Consider the following 22,206-nt stretch of genomic DNA (forward strand, 5'->3'; position numbering starts at 1 on the left):
CGCCCGCTTTCCCGCAAGGGCGTCACCGCCGCCCGCGCAGCTCCCGGTAGGTGGCGACGAGGGCCTTCGTCGAGGCATCGAGCCCCGGCACGTCGGCGCCGTCGGTGAGGGCGGGTTCGACCCGCTTGGCGAGGACCTTGCCGAGTTCGACGCCCCACTGGTCGAAGGAGTCGATGTTCCAGACCGCGCCCTGCACGAACACCTTGTGCTCGTAGAGCGCGACGAGCTGGCCGAGCACGGACGGCGTGAGCTCCCGCGCGAGGATCGTGGTCGTCGGGTGGTCGCCCTTGAACGTCTTGTGCGGGACCAGTTCCTCCGGCACACCCTCGCCTCGTACCTCGTCCGGGGTCTTGCCGAAGGCGAGCGCCTGGGTCTGGGCGAAGAAGTTGGCCATCAGCAGATCGTGCTGGGAGGCCAGTTCACCGCTCAGCTCGGCGACGGGCTCGGCGAAGCCGATGAAGTCCGCCGGGATCAGCTTCGTACCCTGATGGATCAACTGGTAGTAGGCGTGCTGACCGTTGGTACCGGGCGTGCCCCACACCACCGGGCCGGTCTGCCAGTCCACCTCGCGCCCGTCCCGGCCGACGTACTTGCCGTTGGACTCCATGTCGAGCTGCTGGAGGTAGGCGGTGAACTTCGACAGGTAGTGCGAGTACGGCAGTACCGCGTGCGACTGCGCGTCGTGGAAGTTGCCGTACCAGACGCCCAGCAGGCCCATCAGCAGCGGCACGTTGGACTCGGCGGGCGCGGTGCGGAAGTGCTCGTCGACGAGACGGAACCCGTCGAGCATCTCCCGGAAGCGGTCCGGGCCGATGGCGATCATCAGCGAGAGGCCGATGGCGGAGTCGTAGGAGTAGCGGCCGCCGACCCAGTCCCAGAACTCGAACATGTTCGCCGTGTCGATGCCGAAGCCGGCGACCTTCTCGGCGTTGGTCGACAGCGCGACGAAGTGCTTGGCGACGGCGGCCTCGTCCTTGAGGGCGTTCAGCAGCCAACCGCGCGCGGAGGTCGCGTTGGTGACCGTCTCGATGGTGGTGAACGTCTTGGACGCGATGACGAACAGCGTCTCGGCCGGGTCCAGATCGCGGATCGCCTCGTGCAGGTCGGCGCCGTCCACGTTGGACACGAAGCGAACGGTGAGGTCGCGGTCGGTGAAGGCGCGCAGCGCCTCGTACGCCATGGCGGGGCCGAGGTCGGAGCCGCCGATGCCGACATTGACGACGTTGCGGATCCGTTTGCCGGTGTGGCCGGTCCACTCGCCGGAGCGGACACGTCCGGCGAAGTCGGCCATCTTGTCGAGGACGGTGTGCACGGCCGGGACGACGTTCTCCCCGTCGACCTCGACCACCGTGTCCCGGGCGGCGCGGAGCGCGGTGTGCAGGACGGCGCGATCCTCGGTGGTGTTGATCCGCTCGCCGCCGAACATGGCGTCGCGCAGCCCGAACACATCGGTGGCGAGGGCCAACTCCCGCAGCAGCCGCAGGGTGTCGTCGGTGACGAGGTGCTTGGAGTAGTCGATGTACAGGTCACCGACCCGGAGGGTGTACGCGGTGCCGCGGCCGGGGTCGCCGGCGAACAGCTCACGCAGCCGCACCTCGCCGAGCTCCTCACGGTGCTTGGCCAGTGCGGTCCACTCGGGCGTCTGATTGAGCCTGGTACGACCGTCTGCGTTCATCTCGGACTTCAGCCTTCTTCCTTGGGTGTTCCCGCCGACCCCAACCTAATTGATCAGCGATGAACAGGCCGGAGGAAGAAAGGGGAAGGAAGCCGAAGCGGACCGCTCGGCGATGCCTAGATCTCGCCCCGCAGCTTGGCGAGGGCCTCCGCGAGGATCGCCTCGCCGTCCGCGTCGCTGCGCCGCTCCCGCACATAGGCGAGGTGCGTCTTGTAGGGCTCGGTGCGCGGCGGATCCGGCGGGTTGTCCTGGTCCTGACCGGCCGGAAATCCACAGCGGGGGCAGTCCCACGTATCGGGCACCTGCGCGTCGCTCGCGAAGCTCGGCTGGGTCTCGTGCCCGTTGGAGCACCAGAAGGAGATGCGCAGCCGGGGCGCGGACTCGCCGCGCTCGGCCTCGCCCATCGGGCCCGCCCCGACCCGGCTTCCCCGGATCGCGTTGCCACTTGCCACGGTCGTAACTCCCTGCGTGATGGTGCCGCAAAGCGAGTCGGCGTTCCGCTTCGCTGCGAGCGCCTCAGTCTACGTAAGGCCCAACGCACGTCCAGTGCCGGGAGTTACCGCCCCCTGTCCAGACGCAGGCCCCATGATAGGCCGCGCTCTGCTGCGCGTACCGAACATGGGGCCTTACGTGCGGAATGCTTGGGAAATGGGTGCGTGGCACGCCCTCGGATCAGTTGTTCATCTTCATGGTGATGCCGAGCACGACAATGCACGCGAACCAGAGCAGACCGACCACGAGGGTGATCCGGTCGAGGTTGCGCTCGGCGACCGAGGAGCCGCCGACGGAGGACTGCATGCCGCCACCGAACATGTCGGAGAGGCCGCCGCCCTTTCCCTTGTGCATCAGCACCAGCAGCATCAGCAGCAGGCTGAAGACGATCAGGGCGATGGAGAACCCCATTACCACGGCTGGACCAACTTCCTCGGATTCGGATGGACGACGCGGGGCCCAGCGCGATGCTGGACCCCGCAAGAGTACGACGGATCGCTGCTAGCGCATACTCACTGGTCGCGGAAACGAACGATCTTGACGAACTCGTCGGTGTCCAGCGCGGCGCCGCCGACCAGGGCACCGTCGATGTCGGTCTGGGCCATGATCTCGGCGACGTTGCCGGACTTGACCGAGCCGCCGTACTGGATCCGGACCGTGTCGGCCAGCTCCTGGGTGTAGAGCTCGGCGAGCTTGCCGCGGATGGCTGCGCAGACCTCCTGGGCGTCCTCGGCTCCGCAGACCTTGCCGGTGCCGATGGCCCACACCGGCTCGTAGGCGATCACGATCGTCTCGGCCTGCTCGGCGGGGAGGTCCTTGAGACCGCCCTCGACCTGGGCGAGGGTGTGGGCGACGTGGTTGCCCGCCTCGCGGACCTCCAGTTCCTCGCCGACGCACAGGATGGGGGTGAGGCCGTGCTTGTAGGCGGCCTTCACCTTGGCGTTCACGATCTCGTCGGTCTCGGCGTGGTACTGCCGGCGCTCGGAGTGGCCGACCGCGACGAAGGTGCACTTCAGCTTGGCCAGCATGGGGCCGGAGATCTCGCCGGTGTAGGCGCCGCCGTCGTGCGCGGAGATGTCCTGGGCGCCGTAGGTGATCTTCAGCTTGTCGCCGTCGACCAGGGTCTGGACGGAGCGCAGGTCGGTGAAGGGCGGCAGGACGGCGACGTCGACGGCCTCGTAGTCCTTGTCGGCCAGGGCGAAGGCGAGCTTCTGGACGTGGGCGATGGCCTCGAGGTGGTTGAGGTTCATCTTCCAGTTGCCCGCCATCAGCGGCGTGCGGGTGGTCATCGGGGTCAGTCCTCCAGTGCGGCGAGGCCGGGGAGCGTCTTGCCCTCGAGGTATTCGAGGGAGGCGCCGCCGCCGGTCGAGATGTGGCCGAATGCGTTCTCGTCGAAGCCGAGCGTACGGACTGCCGCGGCGGAGTCGCCGCCGCCGACCACGGTGAAGCCCGGCGAGTCGATGAGGGCCTGGGCGACCGCCTTGGTGCCCTCGGCGTAATCGGGGTGCTCGAAGACGCCCATGGGGCCGTTCCAGAAGACGGTGCCGGCGTCGGCGAGCTTCGAGGCGTAGAGCTTGCGGGTCTCGGGACCGATGTCCAGGCCCATGGTGCCGGCCGGGACGGCGTCCGCGGCGACGGTGGCGGGGTGGGTGGGCGCCTTGGCCTTCATGTCGGGGAACTCGGCGGCGACCAGGGTGTCGACCGGCAGCAGCAGCTCGACACCGTTCTTCCCGGCGCGCTCCAGGTACTCCCGGACGGCCGGGATCTGGTCCTCCTGCAGCAGCGACGTGCCGACCTCGTGCCCCTGGGCCTTGAGGAAGGTGTACGCCATGCCGCCGCCGATGAGGATGCGGTCGGCCTTGCCGAGCAGTTCGTCGATGACGGCGAGCTTGTCGGAGACCTTGGCGCCGCCGAGCGCGACGACGTAGGGCCGCTTGACGTCGTCGGTGAGCTTCTTCAGGACGCCGACCTCGGTGGCGATGAGGTAGCCGGCGTAGTGCGGCAACCGCGCGGGGAGGTCGAGGACCGAGGCGTGCCGCCGGTGCACCGCGCCGAAGCCGTCGCCCACGTAGACGTCGGCGAGGGCGGCGAGCCGGTCGGCGAAGGCGCCGCGCTCGGCGTCGTCCTTGGCCGTCTCACCGGCGTTGAAGCGGAGGTTCTCGACGACCGCGACCTGTCCGTCGGCGAGGCCGGCGACGGTGGCGGTGGCGGATTCGCCGACCGTGTCGGTCGCGAACGCCACGTCGGCGTCGAGGAGTTCACCGAGGCGGGCGGCGGCCGGGGCGAGCGAGAAGGCAGGGTCCGGGGCACCCTTGGGGCGGCCCAGGTGCGAGCCGACGACCACGCGGGCGCCCGCCTCGGCGAGGGCCTTGACGGTGGGCAGCACGGCGCGGATACGGCCGTCGTCGGTGATGGTGGTGCCGTCCAGCGGCACGTTGAGGTCGGCGCGGACGAAGACCCGCTTGCCCGCGACGCCTTCGGAGAGGAGTTCGTCGATCGTCTTCATAGGGGCTCCCTGGCTAGAGCAACGTGTTCAGCGACGTGTTCGCTCGTGATCACTCGTGATCACTCGTGATCGAAAGGCGGTGGCCGTTCCGATACGCGCGTCAGGGCTCGGACAGCGCGTTGCCGCACCGGCCGAGCCCTGCACTCATATCAGGCTGCCCGCTCCGTGATCAGAGCTGGTCGCCCACGAAGACCGTGAGGTCGACGAGGCGGTTGCTGTAGCCCCACTCGTTGTCGTACCAGCCGAGGATCTTCACCGTCCTGCCCTCCTGGACCATGGTCAGGGAGGAGTCGAAGGTGCAGGAGGCCGGGTCGCCGACGATGTCCGACGAGACGATCGCGTCCTCGGTGTAGAACAGGAAACCCTTGAGGTCGCCGCCGTCGGCGGCCTTCTTGAACGCGGCGTTGACCTCGTCCTTGGTGACCTCGCGCTGGAGCTCCACGACCAGGTCGGTGGCCGAGCCGGTCGGGACCGGGACGCGCATCGCGATGCCGTCGAGCTTGCCCTTGAGCTGCGGCAGGACCAGGGCGGTGGCCTTGGCGGCACCGGTGGTGGTCGGGATGATGTTCTCGGCGGCGGCACGCGCGCGGCGCAGGTCCTTGTGCGGGAAGTCCAGGATGCGCTGGTCGTTCGTGTACGCGTGCACCGTGGTCATCAGACCCTTGACGATGCCGAAGTTCTCGTCGAGCACCTTCGCCATCGGCGCCACACAGTTGGTGGTACAGGAGGCGTTGGAGATGACGTGGTGGTTCGCCGGGTCGTACTTGTCCTGGTTGACGCCCATCACGATGGTGATGTCCTCGTCCTTGGCCGGGGCCGAGATGAGGACCTTCTTCGCGCCGCCGGCGATGTGCTTCTCGGCGTCCGCCTTCTTCGTGAAGATGCCGGTCGACTCGATCACGATGTCGACGCCCAGCTCGCCCCACGGGATGTCGGCCGGGTTGCGCTCGGACAGGACCTTGATGGTCTTGCCGTCGACGGTGATGGTGTCCTCGGTGTGCGAGACCTCCGCCTTGAGGCGGCCGAGAATGGTGTCGTACTTCAGCAGGTGGGCGGTGGTCGCGGTGTCACCCAGGTCGTTGACAGCCACGATCTCGATGTCCGCACCCTGCTCCAGCAGCGCGCGGAAGTAGTTGCGCCCGATGCGGCCGAAGCCGTTGATGCCTACGCGGATCGTCACGAACCGATCTCCTCGTTGGTACGCCGGCCCGATGTGCCGGCGAGCTGTATTTGGGATGTCCCCGACCACTGTCGACCCTACCTCTCCGGGGCCGCGGCCGTGACATCGAGTTGCCGCATACCCGGCAGGGCGGTCCGTACCCGTCAGTAGGGCACGGACCGCCCGGGCCGGCGGTCCGCCGTCACCCGTTCGCGTCACGGATCGCCGGCACCGCCGGACGTGAGGGGTCACCCGTCCAGGGCGGCCAGCGCCTTCCTCAGCAGTGCCGTCCGGTCGGCCGCGGAGGTGAGGTGCTCCAGGCCGAAGCCCAGCAGCACGGTGTCACCGGTGGTGACCGCCCCGTAGGTCTGGAACAGCGCTCCGGTGCGCGTCCAGTCCTTGAGCACGGCGGGGCTGCCCGCGGGCGGTCCGGAGACCGTCCAGGCGCCGAGGGAGCTCTCGAAGCCCTCGGTGTCGGCCGCGGCGCCGCCGATCACGAGCGAGGCCTCGTCGGCGAGGACGCCGTGGCCTCCGCTGCCCGGATCGGTGACATAGGCGAGGGAGATCTCGACCGTCTTCCCGGCGTAGGCGCTCAGGTCGAAGTTCACCTGCTGCCAGCCGCTGGAGGAGCCGGTGAGGCTGTTCCAGGCGCCGCTGGTGCCGGTCGCCGCGCAGCTGCCGTCGCCCAGGGTCAGATAGTGCTCCAGCCAGGGGTGCTCGCCCATGTAGAACCCGGCCGCGCACTCGGACGGCACGGTGGTGCGGGTCGCGCCGCCGGCCTCGGGCAGGGTCGTCCAGTCGTCGGCGCCGGTGGTGTGCGCCTCGACGAGGACGTTGTCGTAGCCGGGTTCGGTGTCCCACAGCAGCTGGGTGCGCAGTGTGGGCCGGTCGGCCGCGGTCGTCCCGGTGAGGTCGACGGTGCGGGTGAGGCGCTTGTAGCCGTCGTCGGTGTGCACGGCGGCGGCCATCGAGGAGCCGGCGTAGGGCCCGTACGGGTTGACCGTGCCGGGGAATCCTCCGGCGCCCTCGCTCGCGAACCGCGGGTAGGTGCCGGCGGGCAGTTCGTCGGAGGTGACGCCGTAGGTGCCGGCCTTGTCCAGCGGGTTGCCGGGCGCCTCGCCGAGCGGGCCGGTGAAGCCGTTCAGCGCGCCCGAGCCGGTGAACGCCGTGGCGCCGGGCGTGGAGGTGCGGGAGTAGGCGCCCAGCCAGTACTGGCTGAAGTCGTCGGACAGGGTGCCGCCGCCGAGGTCGACGCTGCCGCCGGCCTGCTCGCCCGCCTCGATCAGCCGGCCGCCCTCGTTGAGGAAGGCCCGCAGCTGGAGCTGGGTGGCGTTGCCGGGGGTGGCCGCGCCGGTGTAGTGGACGACCGCGCCGAAGTGGCTCAGCACGCCGAGGGCGTCGGGGGTGCCCTGCTCGGCGACGTCCCAGACCGCCGCGCGGCGGCCGTTGGCCTTCAGTGCGTCGACGTACTTCTGGGCCTGGGTGGCCTTCACGCCCTCCTCGGCGACGACGAGGACGTCCGCGCGGGGCCGTTCGGCGACGGTGTAGGTGAAGTGCTCACTGGCGACGTCCCTGCCGCCGCGGCTCTCGCCGGCGAACCACACCTCGACCCTGTCGCCCGGGTCCGCGTTCCTGATCCTGGCCCGGTACTCGTCGAAGTGGAGGTTGTCCTCGCCGCCGTACCGTTCGCCGCCCTTCCAGGGCCTCAGGTCCACGTCGTGCGTGCGACCGCGGTTGATCCGGTACCTGAGCTCCTTGTCGCGTACGGCCTTGCGGACGACGACGGAGACCTCCTGGTCGGCGCCGCGCGCGTACGACGTGTCGAAGGCCGCCGGGGTGAAGTCGGCGGCGTCCAGGCCGACGGAGGAGGACGGCCGGTCCGGGTGGGCGGCGGTCTCGGCCACGGAGAGCGCGAAGGGGATGTTCTTCGCGAACTCCTCCTGGATCAGCCTCTCGTCGTCGGGGAAGTTGAAGCCCGACTGGCAGTCGGCGGCGTTCCACTCGTCGTCCGGGTCGGCCTGGGAGACGGTCTGGCACGTCGACATCTCGGGGGTGAACATCGCCATGCCGTTGACGTTGGCCGCGTGTCCGTCGGCCTCGCCGTTGGTGGTGTACAGCTCGGAGGAGAGCTGCGGGTGGTAGCCGGGGATCGCCGAGTTGCCGGGCGTGCCGGCCAGCGCCTCGTAGAGGACGTCGTCGGGGGTGGGAGTGGCCACCTGCCAGCCGACTCCGTAGAGAAGGAGTTCGGCGGCGGAGTGGTAGTTGATGCCGTACGTGAAGCCGATGCGCTTCTCGAAGGCGTCGACGGCCTTGGTCTCGGGCTCGGAGCCGGGGGTGGCGCCGCGGTAGGTCTGGCTGGTGGGGTTGGGGGACGAGCCCTCGTCGTCGTAGCCCCACTTGTAGGGGAAGTTGCGGTTGAGGTCGACGCCGTCGCCGGTGCTGATGGCGCCGTCGCCGTTGACGTCCCGCAGGTTCTTGCGCCAGAGGCGGTTGTCCTCGTCGGCGAAGGTGTGGTCGTAGCCGTCGGGGTTGGCGGAGAGGACGAACCACAGCTCGGTGGTGTCGACGATCTTCTTGATCCGCTTGTCCGTGCGGTAGTGGTCCAGGTAGTGGTGCATCAGCCGCCGGGTCATCTCCGGGGTGATCCACTCACGCGCGTGCTGGTTGGACATGTAGAGGACCGAGGGCTTGGAGCCGTCCTTGGTCCTCGTCGCCTTCTTGGTGAGCTTCAGGGCGAGGATGTCCTGCCCCTTGATCGTCCTGCCGATGGAGACGACCTTGGTGAGGCCGGGGTTCTCCCGCGCGGTGCGCAGGATCTCCTCCTTCAGGCCGCCCTTTCCGCCGTACGGGCGGAACACGCCCTCGGCGGCGTCCGCGACGCGGCTCTCCGCGCGGGCGGAGAGGGTGCGCTCGGTGAGGTCGACGCCCTGTTTCTCCAGTTTCCCGGCCTGCCCCTCGGTGAGGTAGACCTCGACGGTGGCCGTGCCCCGGTCGGGCACCAGCTCACCGAGCTCGTGGCCGTCCTGCCCCGCCGCCAGCAGCAGGGGCACCTGCGCCTTGGTGACGTCGGCGTGGAAGACCTTGACCTCGTCGGTGTCCGAGGCCACGGGGTGTGCGGGCTGTGCCTGGGCGATGGGCGCCACGCTCGCTCCGCCGATCAGGAGCGTGCCGACAGCGAGGATCGATCTCGCTCTGGGTCTCATGAGCCCCCCTGGAAATGGTCCGCCCCAGCGGCGAACAGATGCCAGGCTCATGACACAACATGATCGAGTCAAGGGTGCCGCCCCGACACGCGAGAACCGGCGCCGGTCACCCAAGCGGGCGCCCGCGCCGGTTCCCTGACTGCCTGTCAGACCATCAGCTTGTCGTCCAGCTCCTCGCCGAGGTTGGCCTCCGTACCCGGGATGCCGAGGTCGGACGCGCGCTTGTCGGCCATCGCCAGCAGCCGGCGGATGCGGCCGGCCACGGCGTCCTTGGTGAGCGGCGGGTCGGCGAGCGCTCCCAGCTCCTCCAGGGAGGCCTGCTTGTGCTCCATGCGCAACTGGCCGGCGGCGGCGAGATGCTCCGGGACGTCGTCGGCGAGGATCTCCAGGGCGCGCTGGACGCGGGCACCGGCGGCGACGGCCGCGCGGGCCGAGCGGCGCAGGTTGGCGTCGTCGAAGTTGGCCAGCCGGTTCGCCGTAGCACGGACCTCGCGGCGCATCCGGCGCTCCTCCCAGGCCAGCACCGACTCGTGCGCGCCGAGCCGGGTGAGCAGCGCGCCGATCGCGTCGCCGTCGCGGACCACGACCCGGTCCACGCCCCGCACCTCGCGCGCCTTGGCGGCGATCGACAGCCGGCGGGCGGCGCCGACCAGGGCGAGCGCGGCCTCGGGGCCGGGGCAGGTCACCTCCAGGGAGGAGGACCTGCCGGGCTCGGTGAGGGAGCCGTGGGCCAGGAAGGCGCCGCGCCAGGCCGCCTCGGCGTCACAGGTGGCCCCGGACACCACCTGCGGTGGCAGGCCGCGGATCGGACGGCCGCGGCCGTCCACGAGGCCGGTCTGGCGGGCCAGCTGGTCACCGCCGGCGACCACCCGTACGACGTAGCGCGAGCCGCGGCGCAGTCCGCCCGGGGCCATCACGATCAGCTCGGAGCTGTGGCCGAAGATCTCCAGGATGTCCCGCTTGAGGCGGCGGGCCGCCATCGCGGTGTCCAGCTCCGCCTCGATCACGATGCGCCCGCTCACCAGGTGAAGGCCGCCGGCGAACCGCAGAATGGCGGAGACCTCCGCCTTTCTGCAGCAGGTCCGGGTGACGGGGAGCCGGGAGATCTCGTCCTTCACCGCTGCCGTCATCGCCATGGGCCGATCCTTCCATGCATCCGAAAAATACGGTCGTACGCGGCGGCCAACAGCTCCGGGTCGTGCCGGGGGCTTCCGTCGGGCCGGGCCACCGGGGCCAGCTCGACCGCGGCCCCGAACCGCTGGGCCGCATCGGCCAGCGAGTCGCGGTCGGGCACGGCGGCCTCGTCGGCGAGCACCACGTCCAGGGCGAGTTTAGGGGCGTGTCGTCCCAAAACCTCCAAATGACGCTGCGGAGAGAAGCCCTCGGTTTCTCCCGGCTGCGGGGCGAGGTTGAGCGAGAGCACCCGGCGCGCCTTGGTCTCGATGAGGGCGTCCAGCAGTTCCGGCACGAGCAGGTGCGGAATGACCGAGGAGAACCAGGAGCCCGGGCCGAGCACCACCCAGTCGGCGTCGAGGACCGCGGCGACCGCCTCGGGGACGGCGGGCGGGTCGTTCGGCAGCAGGTGCACGGACTGTACGTCGCCCGGCGTGAGGGCGACGGTGGCCTGGCCGCGGACGGTGCCGATCTCGTCGGGCCGCTCCGGGTCATGCCCCCTGACCAGGGCCTCGAGTTCCAGCGGCACGGCGGACATGGGCAGCACGCGTCCGTGCGCGCCGAGCAGCCGGCCCACCAGGTCCAGCGCCAGGACATGGTCGCCGAGCTGCTCCCACAGGGCGACGATCAGCAGATTGCCGACCGCGTGCTCGTGCAGATCGCCCTGGGACTGGAAGCGGTGCTGGATGACGCGCGCCCAGGTCTGGCCCCAGTCGTCGTCGCCGCACAGCGCGGCCAGGGCTTTGCGCAGGTCGCCGGGTGGCAGCACACCCAGCTCGTCCCGCAGCCGGCCACTGGAGCCGCCGTCGTCGGCCACGGTGACGACGGCGGTGAGGTCGCCGGTGATCCGGCGCAGCGCGGCGAGCGAGGCGGACAGGCCCATGCCGCCGCCGAGGGCGACGACCTTCGGCTGGGTGCCCCGGCGGCGCGGTCTCGCGCCACGGGTCTCGGCCGGCCGGCCCGCGCGGCCCTCGGGGACCGCCCTGCGCAACCGGCTCAGCCGCGGTGTACTTCGTGTCATTCCCGTCCCATGTCCCGGTGGACCACCACCGTCTCCACGCCCTCGGCGACGAGCCGGGCGGCGAGCTTCTCCGACATGGCGACCGACCGGTGCTTGCCGCCGGTGCAGCCGACGGCGATGGTCACATAGCGCTTGCCCTCACGACGGTAGCCCGCGGCGATCAGCCGCAGCATCTCCGCGTACCGGTCGAGGAACTCCTTGGCGCCGGGCTGGTTGAACACGTACGACGCCACCTCCTCGTTGAGGCCGGTGTAGGGGCGCAGCTCGGGGACCCAGTGCGGGTTGGGCAGGAACCGCATGTCCACGACCAGGTCGGCGTCGACCGGGAGGCCGTACTTGAAGCCGAACGACATGACGGTGGCGCGCAGCTCCGGCTCCTCGTCGCCGGCGAACTGGGCGTCCATCTTGGCGCGCAGCTCGTGCACGTTGAGGCTGGAGGTGTCGATCACCAGGTCGGCGTCGCCGCGCAGCTCGCGCAGCAGCTCCCGTTCGGCGGCGATGCCGTCGACGATCCGGCCGTCGCCCTGGAGCGGGTGCGGGCGGCGCACCGACTCGAAGCGGCGTACCAGGGCCTCGTCGGAGGACTCCAGGAAGACGGTCCGCCGGGTGACGCCCCGCCCGTCGAGGCCGGCGAGGGACTCGCGGAGGTTGTCGAAGAAGCGCCGGCCGCGGACGTCGACGACGACCGCGATGCGCGCCACGTTGCCCTGTGAGCGCGCGCCGAGCTCCACCATGGTGGGGATCAGCGCGGGCGGCAGGTTGTCCACGACGAACCAGCCCAGGTCCTCGAGACACTTCGCGGCCGTCGAACGGCCGGCCCCGGACATACCGGAGATGATCACCAGCTCGGGGATGGCCGCTTCCGGCACCCCGGCCTTTTCCTTGCCCGTACCCACCTGTGCTCCGTCGTCCTGGCGGGCGGCGGCGGCACCGCTCCCGCCCGTCTCCTGCTGTGTCCGGTCCCGCTCCGGTGCGGGTCCCGCCTCGTGCTTCGTCATCACTCCTGCCCCCGTCGTTCGTCAGGGGCGCCCGTGGCGACGGGCTCCCCGGGGGAACCCGTCGGCTGCCCGGGCTCTTCCCTGTCCTCCATGATCTCGCCCGTCGCGGTGTTCACGGCGGGGGCGGCGGGTGCCGCCTGTGCGAGGGCCGCGGCGATCGTCTCGGCCGTCTTGCGGCCTATGCCCGGAACCTCGCAGATCTGGTCGATTGTCGCCGATCGCAGCCTCTTCACCGAACCGAAGTGCTTGATCAGTGCCTGCTTACGGGTCTCTCCGAGCCCCGCCACCTCGTCCAGCGGGCCGGACCGGAAGCGCTTGGCGCGCTTGGCGCGCTGATAGGTGATCGCGAACCGGTGGGCCTCGTCGCGGACGCGCTGAAGCAGATAGAGGCCCTCGCTGGTGCGTGGCAGCACCACCGGGTCGGCGTCGCCCGGCAGCCAGACCTCCTCCAGCCGCTTGGCGAGCCCGCACACGGCGATGTCGTCGATGCCCATGTCGTCCAGCGCCCGCCGGGCCGCCGCGACCTGCGGCGCGCCGCCGTCGACGACGACGAGCTGGGGCGGGTACGCGAAGCGCCGGGGGCGGCCGTCGTCCTCCGTGAGCGTGCTCGCGGGCGGCTCGCCGAGACCGCCGGAGGGCCCCTCGGCGCCGGGCTCGTCGCCGTCCGTCCACTCCCCTGTGCGCTCCTTCTCGGCGAGGTAGCGGCGGAAGCGTCGGGTGATCACCTCGTGCATGGAACGGACGTCGTCCTGCCCCTCACCGTGCCAGAGTCGCGTGTCTCCGGCCCGGCCCTTGATCTGGAAGCGGCGGTACTCGCTCTTGCGGGCCAGTCCGTCCTCGAAGACGACCATGGAGGCCACCACGTCGTCGCCCTGGAGGTGCGAGATGTCGTAGCACTCGATGCGCAGCGGGGCGCTGTCCAGCTCCAGCGCTTCGGCGATCTCCTCCAGCGCGCGCGAGCGCGTGGTCAGGTCCGAGGCGCGCTTGGTCTTGTGCAGCACGAGCGCCTGCTTGGCGTTGCGCTCCACGGTCTCCATCAGGGCCCTCTTGTCCCCGCGCTGCGGGATCCTGAGGGAGACGCCGGAGCCGCGCCGCTGGGTCAGCCACTGCTGGACCGGCTCCACCGGGTCGGGCAGGGCGGGCACCAGGACCTCCCGGGGGACCGCGTCGCCGGTCTCCTCGCCGTAGAGCTGCTGCAGCGCGTGCTCGACCAGGGCGGCGGTGGTGATCTCCTCGACCTTGTCGGTGACCCAGCCGCGCTGGCCGCGCACACGTCCGCCGCGTACGTGGAAGATCTGGACGGCCGCCTCCAGCTCGTCCTCGGCGACCGCGATCAGGTCGGCGTCGGTCGCGTCGGCCAGCACGACCGCGCTCTTCTCCATGGCCTTCTTCAGGGCCCCTATGTCGTCGCGCAGACGGGCGGCCCGCTCGTACTCCATCTCCTCGGCCGCGTCCGCCATCTGCCGCTCCAGGCGGCGCAGATACGTGCCCGTGCGGCCCGCCATGAAGTCGGAGAACTCCTCCGCCAGTTCCCGGTGGTCCTCGGCGGAGATGCGGTCCACGCAGGGCGCCGAGCACTTGTCGATGTAGCCGAGCAGACAGGGGCGGCCGGTGCGGGCGGCGTTCTTGAACACCCCGGCCGAGCAGGTGCGCACCGGGAAGACGCGCAGCAGCAGGTCCACGGTGTCGCGGATCGCCCACGCGTGTCCGTACGGGCCGAAGTAGCGCACGCCCTTCTTCTTGTGACCGCGCATCACCTGCACGCGCGGGAACTCCTCGTTCATCGTCACCGCGAGGTAGGGGTAGCTCTTGTCGTCGCGGTACTTCACGTTGAACCGGGGGTCGTACTCCTTGATCCAGGAGTACTCCAGCTGGAGCGCCTCGACCTCCGTGGACACCACCGTCCACTCCACGGACTCGGCCGTGGTGACCATGGAGCGGGTGCGCGGGTGCAGCCCGGCCAGGTCCTGGAAGTAGTTCGCCAGGCGCTGGCGCAGGCTCTTCGCCTTTCCGACGTAGATCACCCGGCGGTGCTCGTCGCGGAACCGGTAGACCCCCGGCGAGTCGGGGATCTCACCCGGTCTGGGGCGGTAGCTGGAGGGGTCGGCCATGTCTCACACCCTACTGGCGGGGACCGACACCGCGACGGGCCTGTGGACGGGGGTTACGGCGGTCCGGGAACGGGAAGGTGGGGGTTCCGTCCTCCGGGTGATCGGCGGGCGGCCATGAAGGCGTTCGAAGAGGGCGGTCACCACGCGGAGGGCGGGTCGAAATGCGACAGACACGGATCGAGAAATCACGAAGGCCGTCCCGCTCCCGCCGTCCCTACGACGACCCGTTCCCCCTCACCGACCCCCGCGACCCCGACATCGTCCGTGCGAAGCGCCTGCGGGCACGGGCGGAGGGGCGGGGTGAGGGCGGGACGCCGTAGGGGGCGACGGGACGCGGCCGTGCGGGCACGGCGCCACGGTGGCTCAGACGGTGCGGACACGGCGCCATGGTGGCTCGTGGCGGTGCGGACACGGCGCCATGATGGCTCGTGGCGGTGCGGGCACGGCGCCATGATGGCTCGTGGCGGTGCGGGCACGGCGCCGTGGAGGGCGCAGGGCCCGCGAGAGCGCGTGGGCCCTGCGGAGGCAGCGCCTGCGGGGAGACACAGAACCCGTGGGAACGCACTGCCCTGCGGAGGCGGCCCCGGCGGGGACGAACGGCCTGTGGGACCGCGGAGCCCCTGTCGGGACGCGAGGACCGTGGGGCACGCGGCTTCCGGACACAAGGCGCACGGGGGCGCCGCGCCCGGTGTGGGTCGCGGCGCCGAGGGGGCACATGGCCGGCGGTGGGTCGTAGTACCCATGGTTCGTGGGGTCGACGGTCCATAGGGTCGGGTGTCGGCCGCTGTTGGGCGTCAGGTGTTGTCGGGACTAGGTCAACACGCTTCAATGCGTGGGAACTCCGGGCCCTGAACGACGGCGTACGGATGTGAAGGCTCCGCCGCGCCGGCCGGGCGGCTCCGGGGTGCCCGCGCGAACGGTCTGACCAGCCGTCGTGGACTCCACAGAAAGGCCCCTGCATGCCGCACGCCACACCGCACGCGGACCCCGTCACCGCGGAACTGGACTCGGCCCTGCGCGGCGGCCCCTTCCACGTCGCCCTGCGCGCGGCGATCGCCGCGCGGGGGCTGCCGCTGCAGCGGGTGCAGCACCATCTGTCACGCCACGGCGTGAAGGTCGGCGTGACCAGCCTGAGTTACTGGCAGCAGGGCGCCCGCCGCCCGCAGCGCCCGGAGTCCCTGCGCGCCGTACGCGCGCTGGAGGAGATCCTGCAACTGCCGGAGGAGTCACTGATCCGGCTGCTCGCCGAACCGGACCAGCACCCCGCGGACCGGCGCTCCACCGGGCGGTCCCACCGCACCCTGGTCGAGGCCTCGGGCGTACGGGAACGGCTGCTGGCCGAGTTCGGCATCCCGCGCGACGGCGGACTGCACACCCTGGGGCAGCACGAGCGGATACGGATCGGGGCGCGGCGCGAACTGGCGGAGCGCGAGTCGCACCACATCGTGCGCGCCTACCGGGACGGAGTCGACCGCTATGTGGCCGTCCACCACGGCGACCCGGGTGCGGTACCGGGGCGGATGACCGTGCGCGCCCTGGAGAACTGCCGCACCGGTCGCGTCCGCCTGCACCGGGACAGCGGGGTGCTCGCGGCCGAGCTGCTCTTCGACACGCGACTGCGGGCCGGTGACACCTTCCTCTTCCGCTACGCCGTCGAGGACGGCACGGCGGGCGTGTCGCACGAATACGTCCGCGGGGCGGACTCCCCCGGCGGCCAGTACGCGCTCCAGGTGTGCTTCGACTCCGGGACGCTCCCGGTGCGCTGCCACCGGTTCACCCAGCATTCCGCGGCGGCACCGCGCGGGGGCCATCAGGAACTGGCGTTCAGCGGACGGCACCGCTCGGTGCACCTGGTGGAGCCGCGCGTACGGTCGGGCTATGTGGGAATCGCCTGGGACTGGGAGTGACCGACCCGGGTCAGCCCCGGGGCTCGGCGACCAACGTGCCGTTCTTCACCTCGACGGTCAGTGCCTTCAGTGGGGCCACGGCCGGCTCGCGCAGCACCTTGCCGGTGGCGGCGTCGAACTCGCTTCCGTGACAGGGGCAGATCAGCTTCGTGCCCTCGAGCTTGTTGATGGCGCATCCCGCGTGGGTGCAGACGGTGTTGTACGCCGTGAGGGCCCCGTCCCCGCCCCGGCTCACCACGACGTTGTGCTCCCGGTACAGCTTCGCCCCGCCTTCGGCGACCTCGCTCTCGGGACCGAGTTCGACAGGTCCGGCCAACGGAGCCTCCGCGCCGTCCCCGCCACCCCCGCACGCACTGACCCCCAGCCCGGCGACAGGAGCGAGCGCCACCCCCCGCAGAACAGCCCGCCGACTGGCAGCAACCCGCCCGGACATGAGATCTCCCCTGAGAAAGCACGGCACACCTGAACACCAGCGACGATACCGGCCCCACCCAGCCCCCAACCCCACCCCCTCCACACCCCACACCTCCCGCCCCGCGCCGGGCACCTCCCGCCCCGCGCCGGGCACCCCGCGCCTCGCGCCCCCACCCCGCACTCCGCACTCCGCACTCCGCGATCCGCGATCCGCGATCCGCGATCCGCGATCCGCGGGCAATCGTGCCGCAGGGCGGCACGGGTGGGCGCGACGGCACCCCGCAAGCGCCGGGCCGCGCGAACACCCCCCGCCCCACCCCCACGCGGAGCAGCCCGCGCCGGGCCGCGCGAACACCCCCGGCCACTCCAGCCCACGCAAAACGCATACGCAAACGCATACGTAAACGCTTACGCAAGCGTTTACGCGCCCCCCGAAATGGGATACGGTCCCCAACCGGCACCCCACCCGCCTCAGCGCCCGGTACCAAAGGAGACCCCATGGCAACCATGGCCGACGTCGCCCGCAGCGCCGGCGTCTCCGTAGCCACCGTCTCCCACGTCCTCAACGACACCCGCCCGGTCCTCCCCCACACCCGCCAGGCCGTCCTCGACGCCATCGACGAACTCGGCTACACCCCGAACACCCTCGCCCGCTCCCTCGTGACCTCCCGCACCCGCTCGATCGGCCTCGCGGTCTCCGCGATCAGCAACCCGTACTTCACGGAGATCCTCCAGGGCGTCGAAGCCGAAGCGCTGCGGCACGGCTACAGCCTCCTCATCGCCGACCCGCACGACGACCCGGCGCACGAGCGCAAGGTCGTCCAGCTGCTGCACGAGCGCCGCGTGGAGGGCATGATCATCGCCCCCTCCGCCCAGCCGAGCGAACTGCTCGCCTACCTGGGCCGCCACCGGGTCCCGGCCGTCTTCCTGGACCGCCTGGTCGACCTGCCCCCGGACGGCGACGCACCCCGCTTCGACCAGATCTGCGCCGAGAGCACGGAACCGACGGCCCGGCTGGTCACCCACCTCGCCGGCCTCGGGCACCGCCGTATCGCCCTGGTCGCGGGCCGCCCGGGCCTCAGCACGACCGCCGAACGGATCACCGGGTACCGTCACGGCCTCGCCGCGTCCGGACTGCCGTACGACGAGCGTCTCCTGGTGCACGGCCACTCGGAGTCGGCGGGCGCCGAACGGGCCACGACGGAGCTGCTCACCCTCGGTTCCCGCCCCACCGCACTGGTCACCGCCAACAACGCCATGACGATCGGCGCCCTGCGCGCCCTGCGGGCGCACGGCCTCTCCGTGCCCGCGGACATCGCACTGTGCTGCTTCGACGACTTCGCGTGGGCGGACCTGTTCACCCCCCGCCTCACGGCGATCGCGCAGCCCAGCAGGGACATCGGCGCCCGCGCCGTACGCGTCCTCCTCGACCGTCTCGCCGCACCGGACCGCCCCGCGCGGACCGAACGGCTCCCGTGCGCCTTCGTGCACCGCACATCCTGCGGCTGCCCCGACACAGCGCAGCAGCCGGACGGCCCGGCACAGCCCGAGAAATCCGAGAAACCCCGGAAAGGAACACCCTCGTGATCGTCGTAGCCGGTGAGGCACTGATCGACCTGGTACCGCGCGGCGCGGGCGCGCTCGCGGCGCTGACGCCGGCGCTCGGCGGCGGCCCCTTCAACACGGCGGTGGCGCTGGGCCGCCTCGGCTCCCCCACCGCGTTCTGCTCCCGGGTGTCCCGTGACGCCTTCGGGGAGGCGCTGCTGGACCGGCTGCGGGACAGCGGTGTGGACGTGTCGTCGGTGCAGCGCGGCGACGAGCCGACGACGCTGGCCGTCGCCACGGTCGGCACGGACGGTTCGGCGGCGTACTCCTTCTATGTGGAGGGGACGGCGGACCGGCTGTTCACCGCCCCCGACGTGCTGCCGGCGGGCACGCGCGCGGTGTCCTTCGGCACCTGCTCGCTGGTGCTGGAGCCGGGCGCGAGCGCGTACGAGGAGCTGATGTGTGCCGCCGGCACGCGAGGAGTGTTCACGGCGCTGGACCCCAACATCCGGGCGGTGCTCATTGACGACCCGGACGCCTACCGGGCCCGGTTCCGGAACTGGCTGCCGTCGGTGTCGCTGCTGAAGCTGTCGGAGGAGGACGCCGAGTGGCTGGGCGGTTCCCCGAAGGAGTGGCTGGCGGCCGGACCGGCGGCGGTGGTGGTCACCCGGGGCGGGGAGGGGCTGACCGTGTACACCCGGGAGGGCGGCGCGTACACCGTGCCGGGCGAGCGGGTCGAGGTGGTGGACACGATCGGCGCCGGCGACACGGTGAACGCGGCTCTGCTGCACGGCCTCGCCGCACGGCGCGTGTCGGTGCGGGCCGGTCAGTCCGTGGCCGCCCGCGTCTTCTTCGCGGCCGCCTTCGTGGCGGTCTTCCTGGCGGCCGCCTTCGTGGCGGTCTTCCTGGCGGCCGTACCGCCGACCGCCTTGGTGGCCGTCTTCCTGCTGCCGGTCCCTGCGGCGACCGTCTTCTTCGCCGCCTTGCGCGGGGCCGGCGCCTGCGCGGCGTCGCTGATCCGGTCCGCCCCCAGGATCTCCTGCAGGAACTTGCCCGTGTGGCTGGCCGGAACGGCGGCGATCTGCTCCGGTGTGCCCTCCGCGACGACCAGTCCGCCGCCGGAGCCGCCTTCCGGGCCCATGTCGACGACCCAGTCCGCGGTCTTGATCACGTCGAGGTTGTGCTCGATGACGATGACCGTGTTGCCCTTGTCGACCAGGCCGGACAGGACCGTCAGCAGCTTGCTGATGTCCTCGAAGTGCAGACCGGTGGTCGGCTCGTCCAGGACGTAGACCGTGCGGCCGGTGGAGCGCTTCTGCAGCTCGCTGGCGAGCTTCACGCGCTGCGCCTCGCCACCGGACAGGGTGGTCGCGGACTGGCCGAGGCGGACATAGCCGAGACCGACGTCGTTGAGCGTCCGCAGATGGCGGGCGATGGCCGGGACGGCCTCGAAGAAGTGCATGGCCTCTTCGATCGGCATGTTCAGGACGTCGGCGACGGACTTGCCCTTGTAGTGGACCTCCAGGGTCTCCCGGTTGTACCGGGCGCCGTGGCAGACCTCGCACGGGACGTACACGTCCGGGAGGAAGTTCATCTCGATCTTGATGGTGCCGTCGCCCGCGCAGTTCTCGCAGCGGCCGCCCTTGACGTTGAAGGAGAAGCGCCCCGGCAGGTAGCCGCGGACCTTCGCCTCCGTGGTCTCGGCGAACAGCTTGCGGACATGGTCGAAGACGCCGGTGTACGTCGCCGGGTTGGAGCGCGGGGTGCGGCCGATGGGCGACTGGTCGACGTGGACGACCTTGTCGACGAGGTCGTCGCCGTCCACGCGCGTGTGCCGGCCCGGGACGCTCCGCGCGCCGTTCAGCTCGCGGGCGAGGTGGGTGTACAGGATGTCGTTGACCAGTGTGGACTTGCCGGAGCCGGAGACACCGGTGACGGCGGTGAAGACGCCCAGCGGGAAGGACACGTCGATGTCCTGGAGGTTGTTCTCGCGGGCGCCGTGCACCGTGAGCCGGCGCGTCGGGTCCTGCGGGCGGCGGATGTCGGGCAGCGGGATGGCCTTCTTGCCGGACAGGTACTGGCCGGTCTGCGACTCGGCGTTGGCGAGCAGTTCCTTCAGGGAGCCACTGTGCACGACCTTGCCGCCGTGCTCACCGGCGCCGGGGCCGATGTCGACGATCCAGTCGGCGACCTTGATGGTGTCCTCGTCGTGCTCCACGACGATGAGCGTGTTGCCCATGTCGCGCAGCCGGACCAGGGTCTCGATCAGCCGGTGGTTGTCGCGCTGGTGCAGACCGATGGAGGGCTCGTCGAGGACGTAGAGCACGCCGACGAGTCCGGAGCCGATCTGGGTGGCCAGGCGGATGCGCTGGGCCTCGCCGCCGGAGAGCGTGCCGGCCGCGCGGTTGAGCGAGAGGTAGTCCAGGCCGACGTCGACCAGGAACCGCAGCCGCTCGTTGACCTCCTTGAGCACGCGCTCGGCGATCTTCTTGTCGCGGGCGGTGAGCTTCAGCTCGCCCAGGAAGTCCGCGCAGTCGCTGATGGACATGCCGGAGACCTCGGCGATGGACCTGCCCATGACCGTGACCGCGAGGACGACCGGCTTCAGTCGCGTGCCCTCGCAGGCGGGGCAGGGCACCTCGCGCATGTAGCCCTCGAAGCGCTCCCGGCTGGCGTCGCTCTCGGCCTCGCTGTGCCGGCGCTTGACGAACGGGACGGCGCCCTCGAAGGCCGTGGTGTAGCGGCGCTCGCGGCCGTAGCGGTTGCGGTAGCGGACCTCGACCTGGGTCTTGTGGCCGTGCAGCAGGGCCTTCTTCGCGCGCTGCGGCAGTCCCGCGAACGGGATGTCGGTACGGAAGCCCAGCGCCTCCGCGAGGGCGCCGATGAGGCGGCCGAAGTAGTCCTTGGTGTGGCCGTGCGACCACGGGTGGATGGCGCCCTCGTCGAGGCTCTTGTCCGGGTCGGGGACGATCAGCTCGGGGTCGACCTCCATGCGCGTGCCGATGCCGGTGCACTCGGGACAGGCGCCGAAGGGCGAGTTGAAGGAGAAGGAGCGGGGTTCCAGCTCCTCGAAGGACAGGTCGTCGTACGCGCAGTACAGGTGCTCGGAGTACATGCGCTCGCGCTCCGGGTCGTCCTCGGGGAGGTCGACGAAGTCGAGCACGACCATGCCGCCGGACAGACCGAGGGCGGTCTCGACGGAGTCGGTGAGACGGCGCTTGGCGCTGTCCTTGACCGTGAGGCGGTCGACGACCACCTCGATGGTGTGCTTCTCCTGCTTCTTCAGCGTGGGCGGGGTGGAGAGCTGGATCGTCTCGCCGTCCACCCGCGCGCGGGAGTAGCCCTTGGTCTGGAGGTCGGCGAACAGGTCGACGAACTCGCCCTTGCGCTCGCGCACCAGCGGGGAGAGCACCTGGAAGCGGCTGCCCTCCGGCAGCTCCAGGACCTTGTCGACGATGGCCTGCGGCGACTGGCGGGCGATCGGACGGCCGCACTCGGGGCAGTGCGGCTTGCCGATGCGGGCGAAGAGCAGCCGCAGATAGTCGTAGACCTCGGTGATGGTGCCGACCGTGGAGCGCGGGTTGCGGGAGGTCGACTTCTGGTCGATGGAGACCGCCGGGGAGAGGCCCTCGATGAAGTCGACGTCGGGCTTGTCCATCTGGCCGAGGAACTGCCGGGCGTACGAGGAGAGCGACTCCACGTAGCGCCGCTGCCCCTCGGCGAAGATCGTGTCGAAGGCCAGCGAGGACTTGCCCGACCCCGACAGGCCCGTGAAGACGATGAGCGAGTCGCGCGGGAGATCGAGCGAGACGTTCTTGAGGTTGTGCTCGCGCGCTCCACGGACGATGAGACGGTCGGCCACGCCGGTCCGCACCTTTCTTGAGAGAAGTGACAGGGGCGGGGCCCCCGTCCTTCTCAGACTAGGGGGAGCCACTGACAACGCCGGTTCGGATTCACGGGTTGTCAACAAACCCCGGCTCTCCAGCATGCCCGACGCCACTC

The 22,206-nt window shown here is 70.9% G+C and carries 15 protein-coding genes and 1 pseudogene; 3 read left to right on the forward strand and 13 right to left on the reverse strand.

Annotated elements, in window-relative coordinates; all coding sequences use genetic code 11:
* Positions 1–22 precede the first annotated feature (22 nt).
* From pgi to uvrC, 11 genes are all read right to left on the reverse strand, one after another.
* A complete protein-coding gene (gene pgi, locus ACGFR9_RS32100) occupies positions 23–1,675 on the reverse strand; it encodes a glucose-6-phosphate isomerase (RefSeq protein ID WP_393215632.1) in 1,653 nt (550 codons plus the stop codon).
* 116 nt (positions 1,676–1,791) lie between these two features.
* Entirely contained in the window at positions 1,792–2,127 is a 336-nt protein-coding gene (locus ACGFR9_RS32105) for an RNA polymerase-binding protein RbpA (RefSeq protein ID WP_006349936.1), read from the reverse strand.
* 220 nt (positions 2,128–2,347) lie between these two features.
* Positions 2,348–2,578: a preprotein translocase subunit SecG gene (secG, locus tag ACGFR9_RS32110; protein ID WP_030224637.1), complete on the reverse strand. Its 231-nt coding sequence runs from the start codon at positions 2,576–2,578 to the stop codon at positions 2,348–2,350.
* Between the two features lie 101 nt (positions 2,579–2,679).
* Positions 2,680–3,456, reverse strand: a complete 777-nt coding sequence (tpiA, locus tag ACGFR9_RS32115) for a triose-phosphate isomerase (protein ID WP_393215635.1) — start codon at positions 3,454–3,456, stop codon at positions 2,680–2,682.
* Between the two features lie 5 nt (positions 3,457–3,461).
* Positions 3,462–4,673 carry a phosphoglycerate kinase gene (locus tag ACGFR9_RS32120; RefSeq protein WP_393215638.1) on the reverse strand — a complete coding sequence of 404 codons (1,212 nt, stop codon included), beginning with the start codon at positions 4,671–4,673 and terminating at the stop codon, positions 3,462–3,464.
* A 169-nt stretch (positions 4,674–4,842) separates the two neighbouring features.
* Complete coding sequence (gene gap, locus ACGFR9_RS32125) at positions 4,843–5,853, reverse strand: type I glyceraldehyde-3-phosphate dehydrogenase (protein WP_311646754.1); 1,011 nt, start codon at positions 5,851–5,853, stop codon at positions 4,843–4,845.
* A 227-nt stretch (positions 5,854–6,080) separates the two neighbouring features.
* Positions 6,081–9,035 (reverse strand): M14 family zinc carboxypeptidase, encoded by a 2,955-nt coding sequence (locus tag ACGFR9_RS32130; protein WP_393215641.1) that lies wholly within the window; start codon positions 9,033–9,035, stop codon positions 6,081–6,083.
* Between the two features lie 146 nt (positions 9,036–9,181).
* Positions 9,182–10,171, reverse strand: coding sequence for a DNA-binding protein WhiA (whiA, locus tag ACGFR9_RS32135; protein ID WP_030224649.1), 990 nt, complete (start codon positions 10,169–10,171; stop codon positions 9,182–9,184).
* Positions 10,162–11,229, reverse strand: a complete 1,068-nt coding sequence (gene yvcK / locus ACGFR9_RS32140) for a uridine diphosphate-N-acetylglucosamine-binding protein YvcK (protein WP_393215643.1) — start codon at positions 11,227–11,229, stop codon at positions 10,162–10,164. Before yvcK ends, whiA begins: the two co-directional genes overlap by 10 nt.
* Positions 11,226–12,227 carry an RNase adapter RapZ gene (rapZ, locus tag ACGFR9_RS32145; protein WP_393215646.1) on the reverse strand — a complete coding sequence of 334 codons (1,002 nt, stop codon included), beginning with the start codon at positions 12,225–12,227 and terminating at the stop codon, positions 11,226–11,228. Before rapZ ends, yvcK begins: the two co-directional genes overlap by 4 nt.
* Entirely contained in the window at positions 12,227–14,338 is a 2,112-nt protein-coding gene (uvrC, locus tag ACGFR9_RS32150) for an excinuclease ABC subunit UvrC (protein WP_393215649.1), read from the reverse strand. The genes rapZ and uvrC overlap by 1 nt, the downstream gene beginning before the upstream one ends.
* 959 nt (positions 14,339–15,297) lie before the next feature.
* Between uvrC and ACGFR9_RS32155 the strand changes: the two genes are divergently transcribed.
* Positions 15,298–16,245, forward strand: a complete 948-nt coding sequence (locus tag ACGFR9_RS32155) for a hypothetical protein (RefSeq protein ID WP_393215652.1) — start codon at positions 15,298–15,300, stop codon at positions 16,243–16,245.
* Between the two features lie 10 nt (positions 16,246–16,255).
* Here the strand turns inward: ACGFR9_RS32155 and ACGFR9_RS32160 are convergent, their stop codons facing one another.
* The gene (locus tag ACGFR9_RS32160) at positions 16,256–16,678 is read right to left on the reverse strand and encodes a Rieske (2Fe-2S) protein (protein ID WP_393215655.1); all 423 of its coding nucleotides are present in this window, start codon (positions 16,676–16,678) and stop codon (positions 16,256–16,258) included.
* Positions 16,679–17,157: 479 nt separating this feature from the next.
* On the opposite strand from ACGFR9_RS32160, the gene ACGFR9_RS32165 reads away from it, so the two are divergent.
* Positions 17,158–18,246, forward strand: coding sequence for a LacI family DNA-binding transcriptional regulator (locus ACGFR9_RS32165; RefSeq protein WP_393215658.1), 1,089 nt, complete (start codon positions 17,158–17,160; stop codon positions 18,244–18,246).
* Positions 18,243–19,011, forward strand: a pseudogene (locus tag ACGFR9_RS32170) (carbohydrate kinase); the annotation flags it as partial. The gene ACGFR9_RS32165 and the pseudogene ACGFR9_RS32170, both read left to right, overlap by 4 nt.
* A 19-nt stretch (positions 19,012–19,030) precedes the next feature.
* Here the strand turns inward: ACGFR9_RS32170 and uvrA are convergent.
* Positions 19,031–22,066, reverse strand: a complete 3,036-nt coding sequence (gene uvrA, locus ACGFR9_RS32175; protein ID WP_393215661.1) for an excinuclease ABC subunit UvrA — start codon at positions 22,064–22,066, stop codon at positions 19,031–19,033.
* Positions 22,067–22,206: the final 140 nt, after the last annotated feature.

It is taken from the genome of Streptomyces sp. NPDC048584, assembly GCF_043199595.1.
Classification (GTDB): Bacteria; Actinomycetota; Actinomycetes; order Streptomycetales; family Streptomycetaceae; genus Streptomyces; species Streptomyces edwardsiae.

Coding starts and splice junctions, on each gene's coding strand:
- secG (WP_030224637.1), bottom strand. CDS start 2,578: ATGGGGTTCTCCATCGCCCTGATCGTCTTCAGCCTGCTGCTGATGCTG.
- rapZ (WP_393215646.1), bottom strand. CDS start 12,227: ATGACGAAGCACGAGGCGGGACCCGCACCGGAGCGGGACCGGACACAG.
- ACGFR9_RS32120 (WP_393215638.1), bottom strand. CDS start 4,673: ATGAAGACGATCGACGAACTCCTCTCCGAAGGCGTCGCGGGCAAGCGG.
- whiA (WP_030224649.1), bottom strand. CDS start 10,171: ATGGCGATGACGGCAGCGGTGAAGGACGAGATCTCCCGGCTCCCCGTC.
- ACGFR9_RS32155 (WP_393215652.1), top strand. CDS start 15,298: ATGCCGCACGCCACACCGCACGCGGACCCCGTCACCGCGGAACTGGAC.
- pgi (WP_393215632.1), bottom strand. CDS start 1,675: ATGAACGCAGACGGTCGTACCAGGCTCAATCAGACGCCCGAGTGGACC.
- tpiA (WP_393215635.1), bottom strand. CDS start 3,456: ATGACCACCCGCACGCCGCTGATGGCGGGCAACTGGAAGATGAACCTC.
- ACGFR9_RS32130 (WP_393215641.1), bottom strand. CDS start 9,035: ATGAGACCCAGAGCGAGATCGATCCTCGCTGTCGGCACGCTCCTGATC.
- ACGFR9_RS32160 (WP_393215655.1), bottom strand. CDS start 16,678: ATGTCCGGGCGGGTTGCTGCCAGTCGGCGGGCTGTTCTGCGGGGGGTG.
- uvrC (WP_393215649.1), bottom strand. CDS start 14,338: ATGGCCGACCCCTCCAGCTACCGCCCCAGACCGGGTGAGATCCCCGAC.
- yvcK (WP_393215643.1), bottom strand. CDS start 11,229: ATGACACGAAGTACACCGCGGCTGAGCCGGTTGCGCAGGGCGGTCCCC.
- ACGFR9_RS32165 (WP_393215658.1), top strand. CDS start 17,158: ATGGCAACCATGGCCGACGTCGCCCGCAGCGCCGGCGTCTCCGTAGCC.